This window comes from Corynebacterium sp. MSK044 (assembly GCF_030232825.1).
Classification (GTDB): domain Bacteria; phylum Actinomycetota; class Actinomycetes; order Mycobacteriales; family Mycobacteriaceae; genus Corynebacterium.
Window position 1 is genome coordinate 113,273 of record NZ_JASPJJ010000001.1, and the last position, 24,542, is coordinate 137,814.

24 protein-coding genes and 1 riboswitch are annotated in these 24,542 nt (G+C 57.8%); of the genes, 5 read left to right on the top strand and 19 right to left on the bottom strand.

What is annotated here, in order from left to right:
* Nucleotides 1-20: 20 nt before the first annotated feature.
* The 4 genes from rsmH to QP994_RS00545 form a co-directional block, all read right to left on the bottom strand.
* Nucleotides 21-1,019, bottom strand: coding sequence for a 16S rRNA (cytosine(1402)-N(4))-methyltransferase RsmH (rsmH, locus tag QP994_RS00530; RefSeq protein WP_284864993.1), 999 nt, complete (start codon nt 1,017-1,019; stop codon nt 21-23).
* Between the two features lie 164 nt (nt 1,020-1,183).
* A complete protein-coding gene (gene mraZ, locus QP994_RS00535) occupies nt 1,184-1,618 on the bottom strand; it encodes a division/cell wall cluster transcriptional repressor MraZ (RefSeq protein WP_269964698.1) in 435 nt (144 codons plus the stop codon).
* Nucleotides 1,619-2,223: 605 nt separating this feature from the next.
* Nucleotides 2,224-2,613: a DUF3040 domain-containing protein gene (locus QP994_RS00540; RefSeq protein ID WP_284864994.1), complete on the bottom strand. Its 390-nt coding sequence runs from the start codon at nt 2,611-2,613 to the stop codon at nt 2,224-2,226.
* Nucleotides 2,614-2,711: 98 nt separating this feature from the next.
* Nucleotides 2,712-3,149, bottom strand: a complete 438-nt coding sequence (locus QP994_RS00545; RefSeq protein WP_284854511.1) for an SAV_6107 family HEPN domain-containing protein — start codon at nt 3,147-3,149, stop codon at nt 2,712-2,714.
* A gap of 145 nt (nt 3,150-3,294) precedes the next feature.
* Here QP994_RS00545 and QP994_RS00550 point away from each other — a divergent pair, with 145 nt between their 5' ends.
* From QP994_RS00550 to QP994_RS00560, 3 genes are all read left to right on the top strand, one after another.
* On the top strand, nt 3,295-3,846 hold the full coding sequence (locus QP994_RS00550) for a GNAT family N-acetyltransferase (protein ID WP_502869981.1): 552 nt from the start codon (nt 3,295-3,297) through the stop codon (nt 3,844-3,846).
* A 70-nt stretch (nt 3,847-3,916) separates the two neighbouring features.
* Nucleotides 3,917-5,020 carry a polyprenyl synthetase family protein gene (locus tag QP994_RS00555; RefSeq protein WP_284864996.1) on the top strand — a complete coding sequence of 368 codons (1,104 nt, stop codon included), beginning with the start codon at nt 3,917-3,919 and terminating at the stop codon, nt 5,018-5,020.
* 11 nt (nt 5,021-5,031) lie between these two features.
* Nucleotides 5,032-6,447 carry an alpha-(1->6)-mannopyranosyltransferase A gene (locus tag QP994_RS00560; protein ID WP_284864997.1) on the top strand — a complete coding sequence of 472 codons (1,416 nt, stop codon included), beginning with the start codon at nt 5,032-5,034 and terminating at the stop codon, nt 6,445-6,447.
* Here QP994_RS00560 and QP994_RS00565 read toward each other — a convergent pair.
* The gene (locus QP994_RS00565; protein WP_284864998.1) at nt 6,416-6,784 is read right to left on the bottom strand and encodes an Rv2175c family DNA-binding protein; all 369 of its coding nucleotides are present in this window, start codon (nt 6,782-6,784) and stop codon (nt 6,416-6,418) included. The genes QP994_RS00560 and QP994_RS00565 overlap by 32 nt on opposite strands.
* 58 nt (nt 6,785-6,842) lie before the next feature.
* Between QP994_RS00565 and QP994_RS00570 the strand changes: the two genes are divergently transcribed.
* Nucleotides 6,843-7,988, top strand: a complete 1,146-nt coding sequence (locus QP994_RS00570; protein WP_284864999.1) for a protein kinase domain-containing protein — start codon at nt 6,843-6,845, stop codon at nt 7,986-7,988.
* On the opposite strand, the gene QP994_RS00575 is transcribed toward QP994_RS00570, so the two are convergent.
* The 13 genes from QP994_RS00575 to ctaC form a co-directional block, all read right to left on the bottom strand.
* Nucleotides 7,985-9,373 (bottom strand): class II 3-deoxy-7-phosphoheptulonate synthase, encoded by a 1,389-nt coding sequence (locus QP994_RS00575; protein ID WP_284854505.1) that lies wholly within the window; start codon nt 9,371-9,373, stop codon nt 7,985-7,987. The genes QP994_RS00570 and QP994_RS00575 overlap by 4 nt on opposite strands.
* A 33-nt stretch (nt 9,374-9,406) precedes the next feature.
* Entirely contained in the window at nt 9,407-9,919 is a 513-nt protein-coding gene (locus QP994_RS00580) for a polyadenylate-specific 3'-exoribonuclease AS (RefSeq protein WP_284854504.1), read from the bottom strand.
* An 8-nt stretch (nt 9,920-9,927) separates the two neighbouring features.
* Nucleotides 9,928-10,680, bottom strand: a complete 753-nt coding sequence (locus QP994_RS00585; protein ID WP_284865000.1) for a lysophospholipid acyltransferase family protein — start codon at nt 10,678-10,680, stop codon at nt 9,928-9,930.
* 7 nt (nt 10,681-10,687) lie between these two features.
* Nucleotides 10,688-11,647, bottom strand: coding sequence for an ROK family protein (locus QP994_RS00590; protein WP_284854502.1), 960 nt, complete (start codon nt 11,645-11,647; stop codon nt 10,688-10,690).
* Nucleotides 11,648-11,658: 11 nt separating this feature from the next.
* Nucleotides 11,659-12,816 (bottom strand): glycosyltransferase family 4 protein, encoded by a 1,158-nt coding sequence (locus QP994_RS00595; RefSeq protein ID WP_284854501.1) that lies wholly within the window; start codon nt 12,814-12,816, stop codon nt 11,659-11,661.
* The gene (locus tag QP994_RS00600) at nt 12,800-13,816 is read right to left on the bottom strand and encodes a C40 family peptidase (RefSeq protein ID WP_284854499.1); all 1,017 of its coding nucleotides are present in this window, start codon (nt 13,814-13,816) and stop codon (nt 12,800-12,802) included. The genes QP994_RS00595 and QP994_RS00600 overlap by 17 nt, the downstream gene beginning before the upstream one ends.
* 179 nt (nt 13,817-13,995) lie before the next feature.
* Nucleotides 13,996-14,625, bottom strand: coding sequence for a C40 family peptidase (locus QP994_RS00605; protein ID WP_284854498.1), 630 nt, complete (start codon nt 14,623-14,625; stop codon nt 13,996-13,998).
* 8 nt (nt 14,626-14,633) lie between these two features.
* Nucleotides 14,634-14,811, bottom strand: a riboswitch (cyclic di-AMP (ydaO/yuaA leader).
* Between the two features lie 359 nt (nt 14,812-15,170).
* Nucleotides 15,171-16,790, bottom strand: a complete 1,620-nt coding sequence (gene qcrB / locus QP994_RS00610; RefSeq protein WP_284865001.1) for a cytochrome bc1 complex cytochrome b subunit — start codon at nt 16,788-16,790, stop codon at nt 15,171-15,173.
* A complete protein-coding gene (gene qcrA, locus QP994_RS00615) occupies nt 16,790-18,013 on the bottom strand; it encodes a cytochrome bc1 complex Rieske iron-sulfur subunit (RefSeq protein ID WP_284854495.1) in 1,224 nt (407 codons plus the stop codon). The genes qcrB and qcrA overlap by 1 nt, the downstream gene beginning before the upstream one ends.
* Complete coding sequence (gene qcrC / locus QP994_RS00620) at nt 18,010-18,858, bottom strand: cytochrome bc1 complex diheme cytochrome c subunit (protein WP_034661921.1); 849 nt, start codon at nt 18,856-18,858, stop codon at nt 18,010-18,012. The genes qcrA and qcrC overlap by 4 nt, the downstream gene beginning before the upstream one ends.
* Before the next feature lie 53 nt (nt 18,859-18,911).
* A complete protein-coding gene (ctaE, locus tag QP994_RS00625) occupies nt 18,912-19,532 on the bottom strand; it encodes an aa3-type cytochrome oxidase subunit III (RefSeq protein WP_284854494.1) in 621 nt (206 codons plus the stop codon).
* 425 nt (nt 19,533-19,957) lie between these two features.
* Nucleotides 19,958-20,389, bottom strand: coding sequence for an aa3-type cytochrome oxidase subunit IV (gene ctaF / locus QP994_RS00630; RefSeq protein ID WP_284854492.1), 432 nt, complete (start codon nt 20,387-20,389; stop codon nt 19,958-19,960).
* 19 nt (nt 20,390-20,408) lie between these two features.
* Entirely contained in the window at nt 20,409-21,509 is a 1,101-nt protein-coding gene (ctaC, locus tag QP994_RS00635; RefSeq protein WP_284854490.1) for an aa3-type cytochrome oxidase subunit II, read from the bottom strand.
* Between the two features lie 477 nt (nt 21,510-21,986).
* Here ctaC and asnB point away from each other — a divergent pair, with 477 nt between their 5' ends.
* Nucleotides 21,987-23,909: an asparagine synthase (glutamine-hydrolyzing) gene (asnB, locus tag QP994_RS00640; protein WP_284865002.1), complete on the top strand. Its 1,923-nt coding sequence runs from the start codon at nt 21,987-21,989 to the stop codon at nt 23,907-23,909.
* Nucleotides 23,910-24,167: 258 nt separating this feature from the next.
* Here asnB and QP994_RS00645 read toward each other — a convergent pair whose 3' ends face one another.
* A complete protein-coding gene (locus QP994_RS00645; RefSeq protein ID WP_034661932.1) occupies nt 24,168-24,512 on the bottom strand; it encodes a HesB/IscA family protein in 345 nt (114 codons plus the stop codon).
* Between the last annotated feature and the right edge of the window lie 30 nt (nt 24,513-24,542).

The following is a 24,542-nucleotide window of genomic DNA, read 5'->3' on the forward strand; positions in this document are numbered from 1 at the left end:
GTGCTCATCGTTGGTTGGGGTTAGTTGCTGATCTTTTCTATGGCGCGTACCCGGACAGGGGCAGCTCGCCTGTTTTGTTCTATTTCCGCTTCAGAGGCTTTTTCCGCCCCGTGAGTGACAGCTTTGAACTTGGCTTCCATCCCCGGCAGCTCGGTGGGTAGCCCCGGCGGGGTTTTGGAGGTAGTAAGTTCGGTGAACGCCTTCTTCACCAACTTGTCCTCGTGAGACTGGTAGCTCATAAACGCCGCACGTCCGCCCGAACCAAGGGCTTCAGCCACCATGGGGAGAACGTTCTGCAGCGCATCAAGCTCACGGTTCACCTCTACGCGTAGCGCCTGGAAAGTTCGCTTCGCCGGGTGCCCGCCAGTCCGTCGCGTCGCGGCAGGGATGACCCGATACAACAGCTCAACCAAACGGCCCGACCGTGTGAACGGTTCCTTTTCACGTTCAGCCACCACCGCTGATGCGATCTTGCCAGCGAAACGCTCATCCCCATACGTCTTCAACACCCGCGCGAGATCACCGTGCGAGTACGTGTTCAAGACATCAGCGGCAGTGATCCCCTGACTGGAATCCATCCGCATATCCAGTGGTGCATCAACCTTGTACGCAAAACCACGCTCGGCTTGGTCCAGCTGCATTGAGGAGACACCGAGGTCAAAGAAAGCACCGGCAAGCCCATACTCCCGTGCCTTATCCGCAATCGACCCTTCCTCGGTTACCAACGCCTCTTCAAGGCAATCAAAACGCCCCTGCACCGGCAGGAACCGATGTGAAAAAGGCGCAAGCCGTTCCGTGGCATTGCGCAGCGCTTCCCCATCGCGATCAATTCCGATCACAGAAACATGCGGGAAAATGTCCAAGAAGTATTCCGTGTGGCCCCCAGCCCCCAGCGTGCCATCAACGATGACAGCGTTCTCACCGAAAGCCTCCACCGCGGGACGCAGCAACTCACCCATGCGATCACGCATGACAGGGACATGCCCGTGGCTGACGTCATGTGCCGTACTCGTTGCCACCGGGTCCACCCCCTTTAATCGCGGCTTTGTTGTTCACTTACGTGCATCCGCGGGGAACGTATAGAGCCCTACCCGGGGCGGTCATTCTGATATCGGGGAAGTACACCAGAACGACTCGCGCCCCGAGCAGAGGTCATACACGCTCTCCGCTAATCGCCCGCCCTTTAGAGCAGACCCGAGAGAATATCGTCCTCATCAGCCGCCGAGAAAGCGGCCTCCGTATTTTCTTGGTATTTCGCCCAGGACTCTGCATCCCAGATCTCCAAGAAATCCACTGAACCGATAACCACGCACTCCTTAGTCAGTTGCGCGTAATCCCGGTGCGCCGGCGACAGCGTGATGCGACCAGATCCGTCAAGCGTCTGCTCATCCGCACTTGCTGCCAAGTTACGAATGAAGGCACGCGCCTTCGGGTTCGTGCGCGAAACTGCGGCTGCCTTACGTGCGCGTGCCGCAAATTCCTCGCGGGGATAGACCGCCAAAGAGTGGTCCTGCCCCTTGGTCACCATCAGCCCGTCCGCCAAACCCTCACGGAATTTAGCGGGCAACGTCAGGCGCCCCTTGTCATCCAGCTTTGGGGTGTAGGTGCCTAGAAACATCCGGCGCCCCACCTTTCTTGCTCAATGACTCCGGTTGTGAACTTTTGTCCGCGAAAGGCCAGAAGTGTCCCACTAACCTCTCACTGCACCCCACTTTATCCCACTATCCCCCACAAACGCCACTTTAACGCGAAACTTTCTTTCCGCGTTTCATATTTCTCGAGGTCAACTCACATAAAAATTAGTGGTGGACACACCCGCACACATGATTAACAAGAGTTAACTTAAACCCCTCAAGTGCAAATCACCCCCATCCGCACAAATCCAAATCCAAGAATAAAGCCAAGAAACCTAAGGCAAATTGTGGAGGTGGGTGAAAGTGGGGGACGCGAGTGGGTGAAAGTGGGGCTAAGCCGCCCCCCTACACACATCGAAGCAGAAGATTGCATTGCACTGGCAACTACCAAACGGGAGAAATTTCCTACGCGGGATTTCATCCGGGCCGATTCGTCGCAATGGAACTTCCCACACGGACCCAGCGAAGGAAAGCGACCAAGGACACCCCTCGCTTCCCCTTCACCCTCCAGGTACACTTGCTGCCACTTAACTCCCAAAAATGAGCGCACGAAAAAATCCCCGCCAGTTGGCGGGGACTGATGCGTTACCTATTGGCCTTCAAACCGGCGACGGAAATTCTCTTCCATCCGGGAGCTCATGCCACCGCGCTGCGACGGATGCTTGGCGCGGCCCGCCTGACGTGCGTTCGGTTCAGCTGGAGTGCGAAGGGCCCAAACCCCACCCGCGAACATGACTACGAAGCCAATGATGCTCAGGCTGACAAACCACAAGCTCTGCGTTGCCAATGCCACGCCACCGACAAGCAGGCACAGCCCCAACACGATGAGGGCCAAAGAACGCATTGTTAGACGCCCAGATTCAGTGCCATCTTGGAAACGGGACGCGGAAGCGACGGATGCCCCGAATTTCGGGTCATCCGCAAGGAGCGACTCCTCGATCTCGCGGAGCAGCTGCTGTTCTTGCTCAGAAAGGGCCACGATTCCTCCAGCCGTGCACTTGATGTCCACTTTGAGGATATAACGATTCAGTGGGCAGTTTTGTTCCTCAGGATAACAGTTCAGCCCAAAAATCGCTTCTACGCTGCAGCCAAGGATTGATCTTCGCCCGCAACTTCAGCGTAGAAATCCGCAGCATCCGCAACAAGTGCTGTCGCCTTTAGCGGGTTTGGGCGAAGCTCAATGCCGGACGCAACCCGCCCGCGCAGCGTGGAGTAACCACTAAAAACATCAGCCCACATCTCGCCTTGGGGGCCAGTAATACGCAACTTGTCCCATGCACTCGTAGGTAGCCTCTTGCGCTTAGCCACGGCCACTGACTCCGCAATAACCGCACCCGCCGTGCGCAAGGCCGCGCGATAAGCACTCTCAACCGCAAGGTCGTACTCGCCATGCGCAATTCGCAAGTGAGCATCCGCGAGAAGCTCCCGTGCAGAATCAAGAAATTTATCGTGGCGTGTAGGCCGCGGAACCGTGCCATACGTAGCGCCTGTCGTGGCAGAAATAATGCTGTTCATCTTTAACACCTCACTGTGACCTGCTTTGTTGCCTTCACATTAGAAAGCCCGTGCGACACCCCTCCCCCAAAATTCGAACAGCTGTTCTAAGTTTCATATTTTCACTCCACTCGAGATCACGTCATGGTTCGATAGTGGAGTGCCTATGACAGTCCGCCACCTAACGGCGCCACAGTTCATTGAGATGGTGCCGGAACTCGTGGACCTATACATCGCGGCGATGAAATATCCACCCGCGATTCGTGAGCAGCGCATCGCTGTGTGGTGCCGTGATGCCACTTCCCCAGGCTTTGTTGCCGTGGCTGCCTATGAAGGCGACTCATTGGCCGGTATCGCTTATGGCTTCAAAGGCACACCTGACCGGTGGTGGGACCTCCAATTGAGAAGAGGCCTGTTTCAGCGACAGGCAATGACGCCAGCCATGATCACGGTGATACGGAACTATTTTGAGGTCGCCGAAATTCATGTTGCGCCTGATTTGCAGTGCAAAGGAACTGGCCGGAAACTCATGCACTTGTTGCTGGAGCAAACTACGGAACCCTACGCATTGCTATCCACACCGGAGGTGCCAGGTGAGAATAATGCTGCGTTTGGGCTTTACCGTTCCCTCGGGTTCCTGGACGTTCTGCGCCATTTCACCTACGACGGCGACAGTCGGCCCTTTGCCATCCTGGGCAGGAAACTGCCTCTGGCCTGATCGCCCGCGCCTAGCTGTAAAGTGAGCGGTATTGCTAACCGCCCGCAACTGGTTAAAGGAGCCATGTTTCGTGGAACAACCCCCTTTCGGTTCCGCCCCCACTCTCGATGATGTTCCAGCGGCGGTAGAACGCCAACTGGACGCTTTTCTCAATGAGGTCTCCCCACCCGTTGCGCAGATCGGTGGTCCTGTCGCAGATGCCGTGGGACTTTTGCGTGACTTTGTTCTGGGCGGCGGAAAGCGCATTCGCCCGACTTTTGGCTGGGTGGGCTATACCGCTGTTGGGGGCTTGGACAGAGGCACGGAAGACCCCTTGGCTGTCCTGCGGGCTGTCAGTGCGCTCGAGTTCATCCAGGCATGTGCGCTGATCCACGATGACATCATCGACGCTTCCGATACCCGGCGCGGCAACCCTACTGTTCACCGGTCAGCGGCAGCTAACCACCGGGCACGCGGGTGGCACGGTGACGCAGATGTCTTCGGGCAGAACGTGGCTATCCTCATCGGGGACCTAGCGTTGGTGTGGGCAGATGACATGTGGCATGGCTCAGGGCTGAGCACCGCTGCCCGTGACCGCGCGCATGAACCGTGGCGTGGGATGCGCAGTGAGGTCATCGGTGGCCAGATTCTGGACATCTCCTTGGAGGCGGCGGGCTCAGAGAGTGAGGAGCTGGCTAACGCGGTGAATGTGTATAAGACCGCCGCATACACCATTGAGCGCCCACTTCACTTGGGTGCCGCAGTTGCCGGTGCAGATGAGACGACGATTGCCGCATTGCGCGGGTACGGTCGCGACATTGGTGTGGCGTATCAGCTGCGGGACGATTTGTTGGGGGTCTTCGGAGACCCGGAGATTACAGGTAAACCTGCTGGTGATGATCTGCGGGAAGGAAAGCGCACTGTCTTGTACTCGCTTGCTTTACAGGCCGCGGATCGGACTGATCCATCGTCCGCTGAGAAGCTCCGCTCTGGGATCGGAGTGGTACAGGACCCAAAGGATATCGCGGAGCTCGCGGCGATTGTGGAGGGGACGGGGGCGGTGGAGGACGTCGAAAAGCGAATTGCGCACCTGACGGAGTCCGGACTTTCCTTCCTGGACCACGCGCAGCTGGACCACAGTGCCGCAGAGGCATTGAAGACAATGGCTGAGAAAGCCACTGCACGACGTATGTAAAGGATTGTTCGTTGGCAGCACGCTCCTGGATCATCCCGCTCGGCGCCGTGGGCTCAGTGCTCATGATGTTGGGTTCTTTTGGCGCTGGCGCGACGCGTAACCGCGGTGGTGTGCTAGACGCCCTCGGTTGGTCATCACTCAGCTATGGTCACGCGCGCGGCCTCATGGATGTGATGCTGACAACGGGCATATTCCTGCTGATGGCGGCATGGGTATTGCTGGGTAGCGAACGTCGCGAGAAGGCTGTTCGCACAGCACTGTGGGCGTGGACAACGCCTTTGGTTCTTGCCGCGCCGCTGATGTCACGGGATGTGTACTCCTACCTGATGCAGGGGGCAATGGTCCGTGACGGATTCGACCCGTACTCGGAAGGCGCTGCCGTCAACCCTGGGCCTTATTTGTTGGAGGTCTCCCACGACTGGCGGAACACCACAACGCCATATGGCCCCCTGCATTTGTGGATCGGGGATGGGGTGACCACGCTGGTTGGCGATAATGTCACGGCCGGCCTCATCGTGTACAAAATCATCTCCCTCGCAGGATTTGTAACCATCGCTCTTGCTGTCCCACGCATTGCGGAACACCTTGGTGGGAGCCCCGCTCTTGCACTGTGGCTGGGTGTAGCTAACCCAGTGATGATCATCCACATGGTGGGTGGCATGCACAACGAATCCGTGATGGTCGGGCTCGTCTCCGTTGGTTTGCTGGCCTGCCTGCGCGACCGGTTCGGTTTTGGCGTTGCACTCATCGGCGTGGCGGTATCGCTCAAGGCCACCGCAGCTATCGCGCTACCTTTCGTCGTGTGGATGATGCTGGCCCGGTACGCACCAAAGGGCACTCCCCTGGCGAAACGATGCGGTGTGTTCTTTCTCGGCGGGGCAGCTACCGTGGGCATCTCTGTTGCAGTTGTTGCAGCCGTCACATGGGCATCTGGCACATCGTGGGGCTGGTTGGCGCAGATCTCCGGCAACTCCAAGGTGGTCAATCCCCTGTCAGGTGCCACGCTCATGGCCGATGCGGTCGCGCCGTTCATTCAGCTTATCGACGAAACCTTTAGGTACAACACCATCCTCACCGGCGCCCGCACAGTTGGTTCTTTGCTCATGCTCTCCGGATTAGTGGCAGTATGGGCCATCTTCCGACAGTCAGACCGGCGCGCAATCATGGGTATCACGTTGGCCTACCAAGTTGCATTTCTGTTCAACGCCGTCACACTGCCGTGGTACTTCGCCTCATCCCTCACCCTTGTGGGTACGTTCAAACCCCGGCCATGGCTAATCAAGCTCACGGTGGCGGCATCTGTTGTGGTTGCACTGTCCTTCATGGGTAGTGGCAACCACCGTTTCTACGACGGCTGGTGGATGATGCTCACCGCCATCGCTGCATGGCTAGCGGCTAGAAGGCCATTGCCTGAGCACGCCGAATAACCTCACGCGCACCGTGCCCATGAAGCGCGTCAATAGGCCTGCCCGGCAAACTCTCATCAGCGGTGAAGAGGTACCCCAAAATCTCATCCTGAGTGAAACCGCCGTCTAGCAATACGGTGATGGCGCCGGAGATGAATTTGGATAGGCCCCCGTCGTCGTCGAGAAGCGTTGAAGGAACGACCTTTACCCCTTCCTTCTTCCAGGACAGAAGCTTGCCTGCATTGACATAGTCGTGCACTTTGGTCACGGGCACACCAAGCTGCTCCGCAACCTCAGGGAACGTCAAAAGTGTCTCGCCGGCGAGCAGTGCATCAAGGTCGTAATTTTCTGTACTCACGATGAATACTCTACGTCAGCTACCACTTCATTCCACCCGTGCACCATACTTGGAAGACATGAGTGAACTTCAGCCCGGCGATGTTCTGGAAGGCCGGTACGTGATCGACCGCCCCATCGCGCGTGGCGGAATGTCCACCGTGTACCGCTGTTTAGATACGCGCCTGGACCGTGAAGTAGCGGCGAAAGTCATGGACGCGCGCTATCTCGATGATGATGTGTTTCTGAACCGCTTCTCCCGCGAAGCACGCGCGATGGCGCAACTTTCCCACCCGAATCTCGTGGGCGTGTATGACTTCTCTGCGGATGGTGAGGATGTCTTCCTCATCATGGAGCTCATCACCGGCGGGACCCTGCGCGAACTCCTGGCTGAACGTGGCCCCATGCCACCACATGCAGTTGCTGAAGTCATGCGGGGCATGCTCACCGGACTTGCGGTTGCGCATGATCGGGGCCTTGTCCACCGCGACATCAAGCCAGACAACATCCTCATCGCCGGTGATCACACCGTGAAACTGGCAGATTTCGGGTTAGTGCGCGCCGCGAGTGAATCAAACCGGTCCACCGACCAGATCGTGGGCACCGTGGCCTACATCGCCCCGGAGCAGGTTGATGGCTCACCTCTAAGCCTGGCCACAGACGTGTACTCCGCCGGTATCGTGCTCTTCGAACTCCTCACCGGCACCGTCCCCTTCCACGGCGACACCCCGCTTGCCCACGCCATGGCACGCCTCAACTACGACGTACCGCCACCCAGCAGCCGAATTGCTGGAGTTCCCATGCTTTTCGACGAATTGACGGCCACCGCCACCGCCCGCAACCCCCACGATCGCTTCACCGGCGCCCACGAGTTTTTGAACGCCATCGAGGACGTCTCCGCGAGCTTGCGCCTCCCCCACTTTGTGGTTCCCCTGCCCACGCAGTCGGCCGCGCACCGCGTTGCTGCTATTCCCACGAGCATCACTGAAGTCCCGGAGGACATGCCTGATGCTCCAGTGGTTCCGGAACGCGTCGAGGTTCCAGAGGTTGTTGAGCCACGCCGACCACAACCCATCCCAGAGCCGGAGACCAACAGGTCGGGACTCCGCTTGGCGCTCACGTTGCTTCTCATGACAGCAGCCACCGCGGCTGTTGCCGTCGGCGGCTGGTGGTACGGGTCCGGATTCTACGGGGAGATCCCCGCACTCATCCGGCCGGCGTTCTAGTTACGGAGCATCTCCGCAACCAAGAAAGCAAGCTCCAAAGCCTGCTCGGTGTTCAGACGCGGATCACATGCAGACTCGTAGCGGCCCGGCAGATCAATATCCGTAATGTCCTGAGCACCACCCAAGCATTCGGTGACATGCTCACCCGTGAGCTCAATGTGGATACCACCCGGGTGGGTGCCCAGGTGGCGATGAACCTCGAAGAAGCCCTGCACCTCATCGATAATCTTGTCAAAGTGGCGGGTCTTGTAACCATTCGACGCCGTGAACGTGTTGCCGTGCATCGGGTCAGACTGCCAAATGACCTTGTGGCCCTCACGCTCCACTGCCTGGACAATACCCGGCAGAACATCGCGCACCTTGTCGTGGCCCATGCGAGCCACAAAGGTCAGGCGGCCTGGCTGGCGGTTCGGATCCAGCTTCTCGGCGTACCGGACAGCTTCTTCCGGGGTCACGGTCGGGCCGAGCTTGAGGCCAATCGGGTTATCAATGAGCGCTGCGAAGTTAACGTGGAAGTCATCCAGGCCACGAGTCCGCTCACCAATCCACAGCTGGTGTGCTGAGAGGTCGTAGAGCTTCGTGTCACCATTCTCATCCTTGGCCAAACGCAGCATCGCACGCTCATAATCCACGAGAAGCGCCTCGTGGGAAGCGTAGATTTCTGATGTCCGCAGCTCACGGTCGTTCACCCCACAGGCATCCATGAAGTGCAGCGAACGGGTGATCTCACGGGACAGCGCCTCATAGCGTGCACCGGCAGCGGAATTAGCCACGAACTCACGGTTCCATGCCTCCACTCGGTACAGGTCAGCCGTACCAGAGGTGGTCAACGCACGGACCAGATTCATCGCAGCAGATGCGTTTGCGTACGCACGAATCATGCGCGCCGGATCATGTTCACGTGACTCCGGTGTTGGGTCCACACCATTGACAATGTCACCACGGTAATTGGGCAAACCATTCTCATCCAGATCAGACGAACGCGGCTTGGCGTACTGGCCAGCAATACGCGCCAGCTTCACCACCGGGGTGGATGCACCGTACGTGAGCACAACTGCCATCTGCAGCAATGTCTTAATGTTGGCGCGAATGTGAGGCTCAGTGTTGGACTCAAACGTCTCAGCACAGTCACCGCCCTGCAGCAAGAAAGCCTTACCCTCTGCAACTTCGGCCAGTTGCTGCTTCAGCTTGTGAATCTCCGGCGCCACAACAACCGGCGGCACGGATTCAAGGATCTTACGAACATAAAGGGCTGCGTTCTCATCCCACGTGGGCTGCTGCTTTGCAGGGAGGTTCACAACCTCTTGGAAGGATTCAAAAATATCGCCCGGCAAAGGCGGAAGATCAGGGAGTACTTCTTTGGGGATGTCTACTGTCCAGCTCATTCTATAAGTTCTAGCACGTCGTAGACGGTATGCCTATCTATTTAATACAAAGCCACGTCGATCGAGGGGGAGAGCACGCTGACAAGCCCGGAACTTGTGAAGGTTATGGCGTGCATCCACGAGTGCATCATGGTTATCCTTCGGCGTCCGTGGCAAGGACGGGCGACCAGCCATATCCCAGTACTGCTTCAATTCACGGGTGAAGCGCGGCAAATCCTTGGGCAGCTTCGTCATATCCCCCCAGAGCTGAGCAAACACCACGTGGTCGTAAGCCCCCACCCACGCCCACAGCTCCGGACGGTGCCCGCCAAAGGTCAGAAACTCATAAACCTCGTCCCGGATCTGGCGCTGCGGCTTCCACACTGGATTATCCAGATTAGGCAGCTTAGCTAGCACGTTTTCGCGCACCCACCGGTTCGCGCGTGTCCCATCAAAATCGGTTGAAACCGCGTAGTACTCGCGCCCATCCTCCGCAACAATGCCAATGGACACGAGCGTGATGGTCTGACCATCCTCAATAAATTCAGTGTCGTAGAAGTACCGCACAAATAGCCTTAATCCAGCGTGTTCCCCGTGGGCTCAGTGCCCTTCGGGTACCCCTTGCCGGCTTCAAGAGACTTCTTCACATCGGCGGCGTACGCATCCACATAGGGGTAGCCGGACAGCTCAACGAGCTGCTCCATGAAGAAATCCGTGAACGGACGCCACACGGCTGGATCATCTGGCTCAAAACCGTTGTCACGCGCCCACTGGTGCGGGTCAACTGGCTCACCAATTTTTACGCGCACCTTCGTCGGACGGGGTATCCATGAACCAATCGGGTTCGCATTACGGGTACCAATCATGGCTACCGGAATACACGGCACACCCGATTCCATGGCAACGCGAGCCATACCCGTCTTGCCTTTGTAGATCCTTCCATCCGGCGAACGCGTGCCCTCCGGGTAGATGCAGAACAAATCGCCGTTGCCGAAGACCTCCTTGGTCACCTTCAACAACGCCGAACCCGCGTCCTTGGACTCACGGTCAATGGGAACCTGCCCCACCGCCGTCATGAAAAACTTTTGCACAGCACCAGAAAAACCCGGGGATGTGAAGTATTCCTTCTTCGCTGGATGAACCAGCTGGCGCGGGCACACCAGCGGGAAGTAGAAGGAATCCATGACTGCCTGGTGGTTGGACACCATGAGCGCCGGGGTGCCCTCCGGCGGGATATTGTCCAAACCTTGGGTCTCCGGGCGGTTCCACAAACGCAGCCACGGCCCAATCAGGATGTACTTAAAGAACTTGTACCACTTGTTGTTCATATTTCCTCTACATCTGGTGTCGGGCCAAATCAGCAACGCCGATCATACCTGCCTGCGAGCCCAAAACGGCTGTTTGAAGTGCCGGCAAGGGCCGAAAGCCAGCGCCTACCACTGAACGTGCCATGGTCTGCTGTGCTGTATCTAGGAATAAATCCGCATCGCGGCTCACTCCCCCACCCAAGACGATGAGTTCCGGATCCAACACATCGCACACCAAGGAAAGACCTTGACCAAGCCACATGGCGAAATGGTCCATCGTGGCTAGGCCCAATGCGTCGCCGGCGCGCGCTGCCGCGACGACATCATTGCCCGTTGCCCGTTTATCCACGGCTTTGCGGTACAGCTCACAGGACTCAAAACCACCCTTAGTGGCAATCTCTACTGCGGTATCTACCAGCGCAGTGCCCGATGCGTAGCGCTCCAAGCAGCCCTGTTTGCCACATGAGCATGCGCGCCCACCAGGAACCACAGTCACGTGACCGAATTCTGGGGCAGTACCAAAAGCACCACGGTAGATCTCACCGTTATGCATGAGCGTTGCACCGATCCCAGTACCAACCGCAAACAGCACCCACGTTTTCGCATCTTGCGCAGCCCCAAAACGGTACTCACCCCAGGCAGCCGCGTTCGCGTCATGCTCCAATCTCACGGGCAGCCCGAGCTCACCTTGCAGGATCTTCCTTACCGGCTCGTTGTCCTGCCACGGAAGATGAGGGGCAAAGCGAACCACTTCACACTCGGGATCGAGGAATCCAGCGACAGCAAGCCCCACAGAGCCAATCGCGCCAGCTGGGCTGCGATGACGCAGCGTATCTACCATGCCCACGATGGCATGGCGTAACCCTTCAGGCGTGTGCGGGGTTCGCGTGGACTCAACATCAAGGACGCGGCCCCCCTCATCGACGACACCGGCGCGGGTGTTTGTGCCCCCGATATCGAACCCGATGGTCAGCTTTGTCTCAGACATAGGGCATTATTCTAGCCCTGCTCTCCGAATAGCACGCCCTCGAGCCTGTCCCCCAAGGCTTGCCAGGAGAAAATCTCAGACACATGCTGTCTCCCATTGAGGCCCATTGCTTTTCTGCGTGCCCCGTCCCCCAACAGCTCCACCACCGCTTCCGCGACCGTCTGAGCTCGGGATCCATCGACGACAATGCCAGTGTCTGGAGTAACAGTCTCTGGTGCTCCGCCTGAGGTACCTGCAATGACTGGAACTCCGCATGCCTGAGCTTCAAGGTAGACGATGCCAAGACCCTCCACGTCCAACCCGCCTCCACGGGTGCGCGCCGGCATGGCCATAATGTCTGCCGCTGCGACAAGGTCACGCATGCTTGTCCGTGGCAGACGCCCATGAAACGTCACTGCCCGCGCATAAGACACCGCGAGCTGCTCAAGTTTCTTCCGATACGGCCCCTCCCCAATAACGGCAAGACGGGCATCTGGGAAAGCCTCTTGTATTGTGCCCCACCCGCGAATCAGTTGATCCTGGCCTTTACGTGCGACCAATCGGGAGGCCACCACAACGAGTGGTTCATCCCCATAGCCGAACTCACTGCGCGTGCCCACTTTTTGCGCTGAGGTTGCAGGGCGGAAAAACTCCGTGTCCACACCGGAAGGCAAAGCAACATAGTCCGGATGAGCACCAAATGCAGAAGAAAATCGACGTCGCGTGTATTCCGACACATACGTCAACGTGTCTGTCGTTTTCCCAATGCGGCGCAGCATTTGCCTTGCCACGGGCAGCATGGACCAGCCAACCTCATGCCCATGTGTCGTGGACACGATCCGCATGGCACCAGCCTTGCGTGCCTCTTGGGCCAAAAGTGCAAGCGGCGCCGCCGCACCAAACCACACGGTATCAATCTTGTGTTCCCGGATGATCCGCTTCATTTCACGGGCTGCGGCCGGCGTAGGAAGCATCACCGTGCGGGGCCAGCGGTGAACGAGGTACTCCTGGGCAGCGTCGAAAAGCTTCGCAGCTTCCACATCCTGCGTCGACGCGAATACGACTATCGAATCGCGGCCCCGACGCGCGACGACCTCTGAAACAAACTGCTCTAGATACGACTGAATCCCACCAACTGTCGGCGGGAAATCATTCGTAACAAGCAGGACCCGGCTAGTAGCGGACTGCACCCTGCACCGGCATCGAATTCAATGGAACAACCTGAACCGGAATACCGTAATCCGACGCGTGAACCACCTGGCCGTTACCGATGTACATGCCCACGTGCGTCACACCTGGGTAGTAACCAATGATGTCACCCGGTTGAAGCTCCGACATGGACACGCGTGTACCACCCGCAAGCTGCGCCTGGGACGTACGGGGGATCGACTTGCCGTTCTGAGCATAGGACCAGACCATCAAACCAGAGCAATCGAACTGGCTCGGACCAGCTGCACCCCAGCCATACGGCGAACCCAACTTAGCCAAAGCAGCCGACACAACACCAGAAGCATGCGCCGAGGCTGGCACATTGAGAGCAACCGGGCCGTTCTTCGCCTCCCAGCGCGCACGCTGCTCCGGCGTGAAGCCATCAACCTTGGCCTCTATCTCCTTAACCTTGTCATCCAGCTCCTCGCGTTCACGCTGAAGCTTGTCGCGCTTGCTTTCCAGCTCACTCTGACGGAAGTTAGCTACAGCGACCGCGATGTCTGCGTCCGTCGCACGCGAAGCAGCGACCTCATTCAAACGCTGGGATTCCTCCAACGTGCGCTGCGCGGAACGCGACAAGGAACCAAGATAGGAAGAACGGTCAATCGCCTCTTGCGGGTTAGCAGACTGCAGTGCGTTCAAATGCGCATCATTAGACAGGTTCCGGTACTGGGTCCGAGCCGTACCATCGACCTCACCCTGAGCACCAGAGCGCGCCGCCTTGGCCTCCTCAGCATCACGACGTGCATCCTCTGCAGACTCACGAAGCGCAGAGACCTCGCCCTCACCCTTGGTGATCTCGTCCTCGATCTTCTTTACTTCTTCCGACTTCGCAGTCGCTTCCTCAGAGATGTCGCTGAGCTCCTTGATGATCGTTTCAATCTCATCAGCCTGCGCTGGCACCGCCAGGTTCACCGCTGAAAATCCAGCAATGAGACCCGCCACAACCATCGGACGGAAACGGAAGGAAGCGCGACGCATGTCCACTTAAAGCGACCTCTTTTCGGACAAAAATAACAAGCCTGTAGCTCAAGAACCTTAAACAAAGGTACAGCGCTAGAACTCTGCGGTCAAGCAGCGAATAAGTACAAATCCACTGGTTGTTACAGGTGTGAAAATTGAGAAAACCCGGCCGAAGCCGGGTTCGAAATCTCTACCGCTTAGAAGCGCACTGCCGAGTGGATCGGCATGTAGTTCAGCGGACGGTAACCCACGGGGGTACCAGAGTTCAATGCATCGATGATCTGGCCATTGCCAGCGTAGATGCCAACGTGGGAAGCACCACCGTAGTACACCACGATGTCGCCTGGCTGCAGAGCGTTGATGTCCACGCGCTGGCCAGCGGAAGCCTGAGCGCCGGAGGTGCGCGGAATAGACTTACCCGCCTGGGCGTAAACCCAAGAGGTGAAGCCGGAGCAGTCAAAAGCCTGCGGGCCGGCAGCGCCGTAGACGTACGGGGAACCAATCTTCGACTTGGCAATCTCAACGATGCGCTGGCCCTGCGGCTGAACTGGGGCCGGAACAGCACCCTTCACAGCAGCGTTGAAGTTCGCGCCCGGAGCAGCCTTGCCAGCGAGGGACGGAACCCACTGATCAATACCCGGCACGTTCTCAATACCCGGCACGGTGTCAATGCCCGGGACGTATGCAGAAAGGTTAGTGTTCGGGACACGCACCTCAGCAGCGCCAGCAGTGGCCGGGCTAACGAGGGTAGCGCCAGCGATAACGGCGGATGCAGCAGTAAGACCGCGTTTGGACGCGGACGTGGTCTGGCGGCGATGCTTAGCCACTATGTAACTCCATATCTTCCAGTCGCCTACCGGGTTAGCTGTCGGGTTCGGTACTAGAGATCACCTACAAGAAACTCCGGCGCCGCGGTGGCGCTCCTTGTTTCCCGTTCACCCCAGGGAAATTTTCGGTTCCCCGGCTTCCTCATGTCATGTGGTGAAACAAAAGGAACTCGGCTGTATGTATTTACGATGTCTAGGTTTCGCTTGCCGCCTGGTGGCTGCAAGGTCTCGAATAGGTTACGAAATGGACACGATGATTGTCTAACGGCGCGCCCGTTATTTTCTTGTTATTTAAAATATCTACCGAAAACACCGCGAACGCCCGTTGCCCCCCCTTTAATGCAGTGCCAACACGAATCAACAACCTACCTATTCCTACCTGCAGTTATCTTCCCTTCTCCCAAAACTCTCAATGCGAAGTTTAGAAATTGTCAACCTGAAGAAAAACTTACTGTGATTCTAGTCACATTATCGTGTTTATCGTTTTGTTATACGCGTAAGGCCCCTCTCCCACTCGGGGAAAGGGGCCTTTGCTAAACCGTTTTTTACTTACCGGCGTCGCGGTCAGTTGCGGATTTCTCCGCCTCAAGTGCGCGCAGGGTCTCCACCTCTTCATGGTGGTTGTTGCGGGCAATCTCGTTACGGCGTGCTGTGATTTCCGGATCGTCAGCCTTGAAGATACCGGAGGTCTCGGAGTCTGCGTAGCCAAGCTCGTTGAGCTGCTTCGGTACTCGTGCGCCACCGTACTCAAGCGGAATTTGGTTGCCGTGCTCATCCACCGGACCGACGGGCTGGTGAACTGCCACGAACGCACCGTTCGGAAGGGTCTGGATCACACCGGTTGCAATACCGTGCTCCAGGACCTCACGGTCAGAACGCTGGAGACCGATGCAGATGCGGTAGGTGATGAAGTATGCCAGCGGCGGCAGAACCAGCAAGCCGATGCGACCGATCCAGGTCATAGCGTTCAGCGAAATCTGGAAGTGGTAGGCAAACAGGTCGTTACCGCCTGACAGCGTGAGCAGCAGGAAGAAGACCAAGCCCATAACGCCAATGCCCGTGCGTACCGGAACATCGCGCGGACGCTGCAGCAGGTTGTGGTGCTCATCGTCGCCGGTGACCTTCTTTTCAATGAAGGGGTACGCGATCAGTGCGACGACCATGGCACCTGCCAGGAGCGCAACCCAGAACACACCAGGGATGGTGTAGTTGCCAAGGTAGAGCTCCCATGCCGGCATGACACGAGCAGCACCGTCAGTCCAGAGCATGTAGATATCAGGCTGTGAACCAGCGGAAACCTGGGACGGGTTGTACGGACCAATGTTCCAGATGGCGTTAATAGTGGTAACACCTGCCATCAAAGCCAGCACTGCGAAGACCACCATGCCGAAGCCAATTGCCTTGACTGCGAACACCGGCATAATACGGATGCCCACGACATTGTTCTCGGTGCGACCAGGACCCGGGAACTGGGTGTGCTTCTGGAACCAGACGAGCAGCAGGTGCGCCGCAATGAGCGCGAGGATGATGCCCGGGAGAATCAGCACGTGCAGGATGTAGAAACGATCCAGCATGAGGTCGGACGGGAAGTCGCCGCCAAACATAGCCCAGTGCAGCCAGGTACCGATGATCGGCAGACCCACGATGATGGCGGACATAATACGGAGACCCACACCGGAGAGCAGGTCGTCCGGCAGCGAGTAACCCATGAAGCCCTCGGCCATACCAAGCAGGATCAGGGTGGAACCGATGATCCAGTTAGCCTCACGTGGGCGACGGAACGCACCAGTGAAGAAGATGCGCATCATGTGGGCGAACATCGCCATCATGAACATCAGCGCGGCCCAGTGGTGCATCTGGCGGATGAACAGACCACCGCGGACTTCAAACGAGATGTCCAAGGCAGTTGCGTAGGCGCGAGACATCTCAACGCCGTTCAGCGGCAGGTAGCCACCTTCGTAGATAACCTTCGTAATGGAAGGGTCGAAGAACAGGGCCAGATAGACACCAGTCAGCAGCAAGATGATGAAGCTGTACAGCGCCATCTCACCGAGCATGAAGGACCAGTGGGTCGGGAAAACCTTGTTCAGCTGTGGGCGGAGAACGCCCGCGATTGTGAACCGCGAATCAGCGTTGTCCGCGGCTTTTGCGAGTTTCGTGCTCATTAGGACTTACGCTCCCAGAATGCCGGGCCAACGGGCTCAATGAAGTCCCCGCGGGCGATGAGGTAACCGTCTTCGTCGATGTCGATCGGCAGCTGCGGCAGAGCGCGTGCTGCCGGGCCGAACACCGGCTTGCCGTACTGCAACGCGTCGAACTGCGACTGGTGGCAGGGGCAAAGGATGCGGTTGGTCTGCGCCTCGTACAGAGACGTCGGACAACCGATGTGAGTACAAATCTTCGAGTACGCGTAGTAGTCGCCGTAGTGGAAGTCCTCCTGGCCCTCACGCTCAATTGCCTTCTCGGCATCAGCGGAGCGCAGGCGGATCAGCATGACGGCGTTACGCGGACCGTGCAGTGAGTGCATGTGCTGCTCGTAGACGTCACGCTCAGCGTCGTACTTGTCGCCATCGTTGACGTCTTCCTCGAGAAGCGGGAACACCGTCTCCATCGAAGCAGCATCCAGATCCTCCGGACGCATACGCACCAGGCGAGAAACACCGGCGGTGCTGTAGTGGTCGCCCTTACCGGTCTCATGCAGCTCCGCAATAGCGCCGGTGTCACGACCGAGGTACAGCTTGGTGCCGTTGCGGGCCATCGACCAACCCTGGGTCCACAGCGTGCCGTCACCCAGGTAGTTCATGTCATGACGCACACGCCACGGGTTCTTGATCAGGCCACCCATCGGAGCGATGATAGCCAAACCAGCCATCAGGCCAGCGCCACCAAGCAGCCCCTTCATGACCTTACGGCGACCAAGAGTGGAGGTCTGCCATGCATCATTAAGCAGAGCAGTGGTCGTACGACGATCCAACTCGGAGGAGCGACCATCGTGACGACGCTGGACTGCGACCTCTTCCGGGATGAACTTCTTCACGTACTGGATAATGGCGAAGCCAAGACCAGCAAGAGAGAGACCGGAGGTGAGACCCAACAGCGGGGTGTACAGCGAGTAAAGGAGCAGGCCTTCATCACCATGGAACTTTGCCTCCCACGGCCAGAACAGGTAGACGCCCAAGAAGGCGATACCCATAACAATGGAGATGATCAGCCAAGCCATGACGCCTGCGGCAGCACGCTTCTCAGCCGGGTCGTTTTCGATCGGCCAGCGCTCCTTGCGGTACGCAACCGTCACGTCATCGAGCTCGGTGCCCAGAGCAGCGAGCTCGGCATTGCTCATCTTATCGAGCTCAGCCTTGGTGTAGTTCTTCTTCACTTCATTGCTCATGAGCGCGATCCAATCCACATAGCAGCGGCGCCAACAAGAGTGACACCGATAATCCACATTGCCAGGCCTTCAGCAACCGGGCCGATGCCACCAAGTGCCCAGCCCGACGGGCTCGGGGTTTCCTTAGCGGACTTAATGAAGGCGATAATGTCGCGCTTCTCATCAGCGGTCAGCTGACGGTCGGAGAACTTAGGCATGTTCTGCGGACCAGTGAGCATGGCCTGGTAGATCTCCTGCTCGTTAGCAGGGTCCAGCACCGGCGCGTACTTACCGGAGGACAGTGCGCCACCACGACCGGTGAAGTTGTGGCAGGAGGCACAGTTCAGACGGAAGAGCTCTGAACCGCGGGCGACGTCGGCAGCCTGAATCGTGCCGTCGTAGTTCTTACCACGGAGCTCTTCCATAGCAATCGACCCATCCTCGTTGTACACGAGCTCTGGGCCACCGCCGTTAGCTGCAACATACGCGGCGATAGCGAGGGTCTGCGCCTCAGTGAAACGCGGCTTCTTACGCTCAGCCTGTGCGTCGTTGGACTTCATCGGCATACGGCCGGAGTTGACCTGGAAGTAGACAGCACCTTCACCGGTGCCGATCAGCGACGGTCCGCGATCCTTGACACCCTGCAGGTTTGCACCGTGGCAGGTAATGCAGGCGTAATCGTAAAGATCCTTGCCCTCTTGGATCATCGCCTGGTCGTCGCGCTGTGCGGTGGCAACCTGAGCATCCGGAGTCAGGGCTGCGGCCAAAAGGCCAGCACCCGTGAGACCGAAGGTCAGCGCCATGGCGCCAGCTGCGGACCGGCGCAACTTGCGGCGGTTCCGCGCCTTCTTTGGGGTGTTATCCATGTTGATCCCTTAGCGAAAATCGGTGTTCAGCTTCATCTGCACGCTGGGCGCGACTACTGAACGAGGTAGAGAGTAACGAACACGCCGATCCAAATAACGTCGACGAAGTGCCAGTAGTACGAGGTCACCATGGCGGCAGTTGCCTGCGCCGGGGTGAACTTCGACTTAGCCACGCGGAGCATCACCACGATGAAGGCGATGATGCCGGCAGTCACGTGAGCCATGTGGAAGCCGGTGATGATGTAGAACACCGAACCGTAAACACTCGATTGCACGGTAACGCCGTGCATGATCATTTCGGCCCACTCGAAGGCGACGAGGCCCAGGAACACCACACCAAGAAGGATGGTTACCGTAAACCATTTACGAAGTCCGAAGACATCGCCCTTCTCGGCGGCGAACACGCCCAACTGTGAGGTCACCGAAGACGTCACCAGCACGATAGTGATGATGAGTCCGAAGACCACGTTGAGATTGGCCGTCTGGTTGGCCCAATCGCCGGTTTCCATGCCGTTCGCGCGCGACGTGAAGTACATCGCGAAGAGTCCGGCGAAGAACATCAATTCTTGGGCGAGGAACACGATCGTTCCCACGCTGACCATGTTCGGACGGTTCAGCGCAGGGAGACGCTCGGGTGAAGTCGCCATACCTGGGTTAGTTGTTGCAGTCGTCACGGAATCTAGTATCTCCCTTTTGAAGCCTAAAGTCACCTTGTTTACCCCCGAGTTTTTCATGTGAACACGGCAGTTAACCTCCCGATTTTCTTTGCAAATTTGGCGTGTTGGTGTCCAACTTTCGATGAAGAACTTGCTGGCACGAGTTTTTTCCTTACATCCCTGCAGGTCATGGCGCGCCAAATATTGGCTGATTTCCCTCAGCCCATTTTTCGCATTACGCCTCTTCCCAGAATTGGAGTTCCCAGAAATTCAAAGTAGTTCCCAAGTGTGATGGGATTCACATTTTCTGCCTGGCAAAACCCCGCTCGGTGCGAACTTTCGGTTGACCCCTCTTCGCACCATCTTTTGTTGGGCCTCGCCCTATTTAATAAGGAAAACCCCCACACCACAAGGGGTGCGGGGGCCAGCGTTCCAGTACAGCGTTAGTGTTTTTCGCGGGGGATACCGTACTGCAGGTTCAGCATCGTCGTTGCCCAGATGAGCACGACTGCGCCGAGAGCCAGCAGCCACAGCTGCCAGAAGGCGATCCCCAGAGCCATGAGGCCAACACCACCAGTCATGGCGGCCGGCCAGATGGAACCCGGCGAGAAGAAACCAAGGACACCTGCGCCGTCCTCAATCTCAGCTTCCTCCCAATCCTCCGGAAGGATATCGATGCGGCGCTCGGTGAAGTGCAGGTAGCCGCCGAGCATGAAGGCCAGTGCCGTAGCCAGGACGAGAGCGACACCGCCTGCCCACTCGTAACCCGAGAGGTAAGCATCGTCACCGATGTAGCTGGTTGCCACTGCGTAGATGACAGCCACGATGACAAAGAAGGTGCCGAGCGCGTAGAAGATCTTTGCTCCAGTTCCCATTTCTTTTCCCTAGCCTCTCTTAGACGTTCTGCACGGCATTGTTGTCGACAGCATTGTTGCCATCGCGGGTGCCGGTGCGGTCAGAGTTGAACGGACGGGTGGACGTTGCGTACGGAGCTTCGCCAATCGCCTCAAGGGCGTCAGCGTTTGAGGCTTCCGGGTTCTCATTACGGAAGCGCATGTACTCACGGAACTGGTCCGGCGTGACCGCGCGGATCTCAAAGTTCATCATTGCGTGGTAGGTACCGCACATTTCAGCACAGCGACCGACGTAGGCGCCTGGCTTCTCAATCTGCTCGATCTGGAAGCTACGCTGCTGCTGGTTGATTTCCGGGTGGACATAAGCATCGCGCTTGAACAGGAACTCCGGAACCCAGAAGGAGTGGGAGACGTCACCAGAAGCGAGACGGAACTCCACCGGAGTCTCGGTCGGCAGAACCAGAACCGGAATCTCCTCGGTAGTACCAATCGTCTCAATTAGGTTGTAACGCAGGAACGACTGGTCACTCATGGAGCGGCCGTGGATCGGGTTTGCGTTGTGGATCGACTCGTCGTCGAACTTGGATTCGTCCGCGAGCTTCTGGCGCTCAACATCCTGACCGTCATAGTCAGAGCCAGTCGGCGACAGCGAGGAACCAACCTGTGCGTAGCCGAACTTCCAGTTCCACTGGTACGCGGTGACGTCAACCGTCACTTCTGGATTCTTGTCCAGTGCGACAACCTTGGTCTGCGCCTGAACCGTGTAGAAGAACAGCACCATGACGATGATGATCGGAACAATGGTGAGTCCGAGCTCCAGTGGCACATTGTACTGCAGCTGCTTCGGGAACTCCCCGTGGCCCTTCTTCTCACGACGCTTGCCGTTCCAGGCAAAAATCGCGTAGATGAAGATGCCCCACATGATGATGCCGATGATCCAGGCTGCGAGCCAGACCCAGACCCAGAAGTTGTACATGCTGTGAGCCTCTGGGGTCACCGGATCCGGGAAGCCCATGTCGAGCAATTTCGACATGGAGCTCGGCGGTGCGACCTCACAGCCGGTAAGAGCAATGCCAGCCACAGCCAGAAGACCGGCGACGCCGAACTTCTTAGCTAGACCGCGGTTTTTTACCGTTTCCACGTGTGTCTGCCTTCCTGTCCACACTGATGAACGCTGTTAAACGCTTTTGAACGCTGTATGAAAGCTAATTAAAGCTGTGAATACCCTCCATGCTCCGTTCACCCCTTCGTAAGAAGAGCTGCATGCAGCAAAACAGAATATTCCTACCCAGTCAGAATAGTTGATCATTCGCGCATGTTTAACCTGCCCCATAAGCGCGTTGCCCCCGCCCACGCTTTCCCCGTGAAGTTTAAGGCCAAAGCACACCCCCGACATGGACAGATGGCGCACTTTACAGGCCATTACGTAACCGTGATCACAAATGCCTTCAATAAGATCAACCGGAAGTTGCACCCCTATCGGGGACGGGCTAAAGGTGGGGCGATCATTACCATTCATGCGCCACCCGCGCGGTGATTCTGCTACCCGCCTATCTGGCTTCTATTGTTGGGGGAGCTAATCACCCAATTCTTCCGTGAGTTAAGGAGCTACCCACCCATGTGCGGTCTACTCGCAATGCTGACCAGCAACTCAGATGCGCCCCGCTTTGTCGACGCTGCACAGAGGGCCCTCCCCTGCTTCCGTCACCGCGGCCCGGACGCTGCGGGCACATGGCATGATGATGACGCAGTCTTTGGTTTTAACCGCTTGGCCATCATTGATCTTGAGCATTCCCACCAGCCACTGCGTTGGGGGCCGGCCGATAATCCGGAGCGTTATGCGCTGACCTTCAACGGTGAGATCTACAACTACGTTGAGCTGCGCGAGGAGCTATCTGGTTACGGTTACACCTTTAATACTGAGGGTGACTCCGAAACCATTGTGGTGGGCTACCACCACTGGGGAGAGGAGGTAGTCAACCACCTGCGTGGAATGTTCGGCATTGTCATCTGGGATACCCAAGACAAGGTCATGTTCGCCGCGCGCGACCAGTTCGGCATCAAGCCCCTCTACTACGCCACCACGGAAGCCGGCACAGTCTTCTCCTCCGAAAAGAAGTCCATCCTAGAAATGGCTCCGGAACTCGGCCTGAACCTTGACTTGGACTACAGCGCCATTGAGCATTACGTCGACCTTCAATACGTGCCGGAGCCAGAAAGTCTGCACGCTGCTATTCGACGCGTCGAGTCCGGCTGCACCGTCACCCTCACACCCGGTGGCACCGTCGAGGCGAAGCGCTACTTCGCCCCGAAGTTCAACGTCATTCCGGTGAAGTCCGGCGAGGAGCAGAAGCTGTTCGACAGGATTGCGGCGGTGTTGGAGGATTCCGTCGAAAAGCACATGCGTGCTGATGTGACTGTGGGCTCTTTCTTGTCTGGTGGCATCGATTCGACAGCGATTGCAACGCTAGCCAAACGCCACAACCCAAACCTTTTGGCCTTCACCACTGGCTTTGAGCGTGAGGGCTACTCCGAGGTTGACGTGGCTGCGGAGTCAGCGGCCGCGATTGGTGTGGAGCACATCGTCAAAATCGTCTCGCCCGAAGAATATGCTGACGCGATCCCGAAAATCATGTGGTACCTCGATGACCCAGTGGCTGACCCCTCGTTGGTACCGCTGTACTTCGTGGCACAGGAGGCCCGTAAGTACGTGAAGGTGGTGCTGTCCGGCGAGGGCGCGGATGAGCTCTTCGGTGGCTACACCATTTACAAGGAGCCACTCTCACTCGCACCGTTTGAGAAGCTCCCCTCCCCTCTTCTGAAGGGGCTCAACAAGCTCAGCCAGGTCCTGCCGGAAGGAATGAAGGGCAAGTCCCTGCTCGAGCGTGGCACGACCCCAATGGAAACCCGCTACTACGGCAACGCACGCTCCTTTAATTACCAGCAGCTGGAGCGTGTTCTGCCGTGGGCGAAGCCGGAATGGGATCACCGTGAAGTTACCGCCCCGATCTACGCGGAATCCAAGGACATGGACCCAGTAGCACGTATGCAGCACCTGGACCTGTTCACTTGGATGCGCGGCGACATCCTGGTCAAGGCCGACAAGATCAACATGGCGCACTCCCTTGAATTACGCGTCCCATTCCTGGACAAGGAGGTCTTCGCCGTCGCTGAAACCATCCCAGCAGATTTGAAGATCGCTCACGGCACGACGAAGTACGCGCTGCGCAAGGCCATGGAGCAGATCGTTCCCCCGCATGTCCTCCACCGCAAGAAGCTCGGCTTCCCGGTGCCCATGCGCCACTGGCTCGCAGGCGATGAACTGTACGGCTGGGCGCAGGACACTATCAACGAGTCCCAGACCGAGGACATTTTTGCCAAGGACCAGGTACTAGAAATGCTCAAGGAGCACCGTGATGGTGTCTCTGACCACTCGCGCCGTCTGTGGACCGTCCTGGCCTTCATGGTCTGGCACGGCATCTTCGTGGAGCACCGCATCGACCCAGGCATTGAGCAAAAGGACTACCCGGTGGACCTTTAAACCCGCTCAGCGCCAGCCCAGACGGCAAGTACACAACCCTGGCTCAACAACGAGCCTTGGTCACAGCAAGCTAATCAACACAGAAGACCAAAAACAGGGGTCACAAAAAGTCCGCAGATCGAGAATAGTGATTTCCAGTAGCGTTTCCGGAACCATATCGCGGACGCACCCGAGACTTGGCGCCCCCCGCAACAAAAACCGGGAAACGAAAACCGGGGGCTGTCCTACTAACAAGGACAGCCCCCGGTTACTTAATTGTTAGTTGAAGCTGTCGCCGCAGGCGCAAGAACCGCCGGCGTTCGGGTTATCAATGGTGAAGCCCTGCTGCTCAATCGTGTCTGCGAAATCGATCTTCGCGCCGGACAGGTAAGGCACGCTCATCTTGTCCACGACAAGACGGACACCACCGACAACGTCGGACTTGTCGCCGTCTAAGTCACGGTCGTCGAAGTACAGCTGGTAACGCAAGCCGGCGCAACCACCAGGCTGGACGGCGATGCGCAAAGACAGGTCATCACGGCCCTCCTGATCAAGCAGCGCCTTAGCCTTGGCTGCTGCGGCCTCGGTGAGCTCTACGCCAGTGGCGGAAGTCGGTGCAGTCATGGATCGTCTCTCCTTGCCTTTATCGTGTTG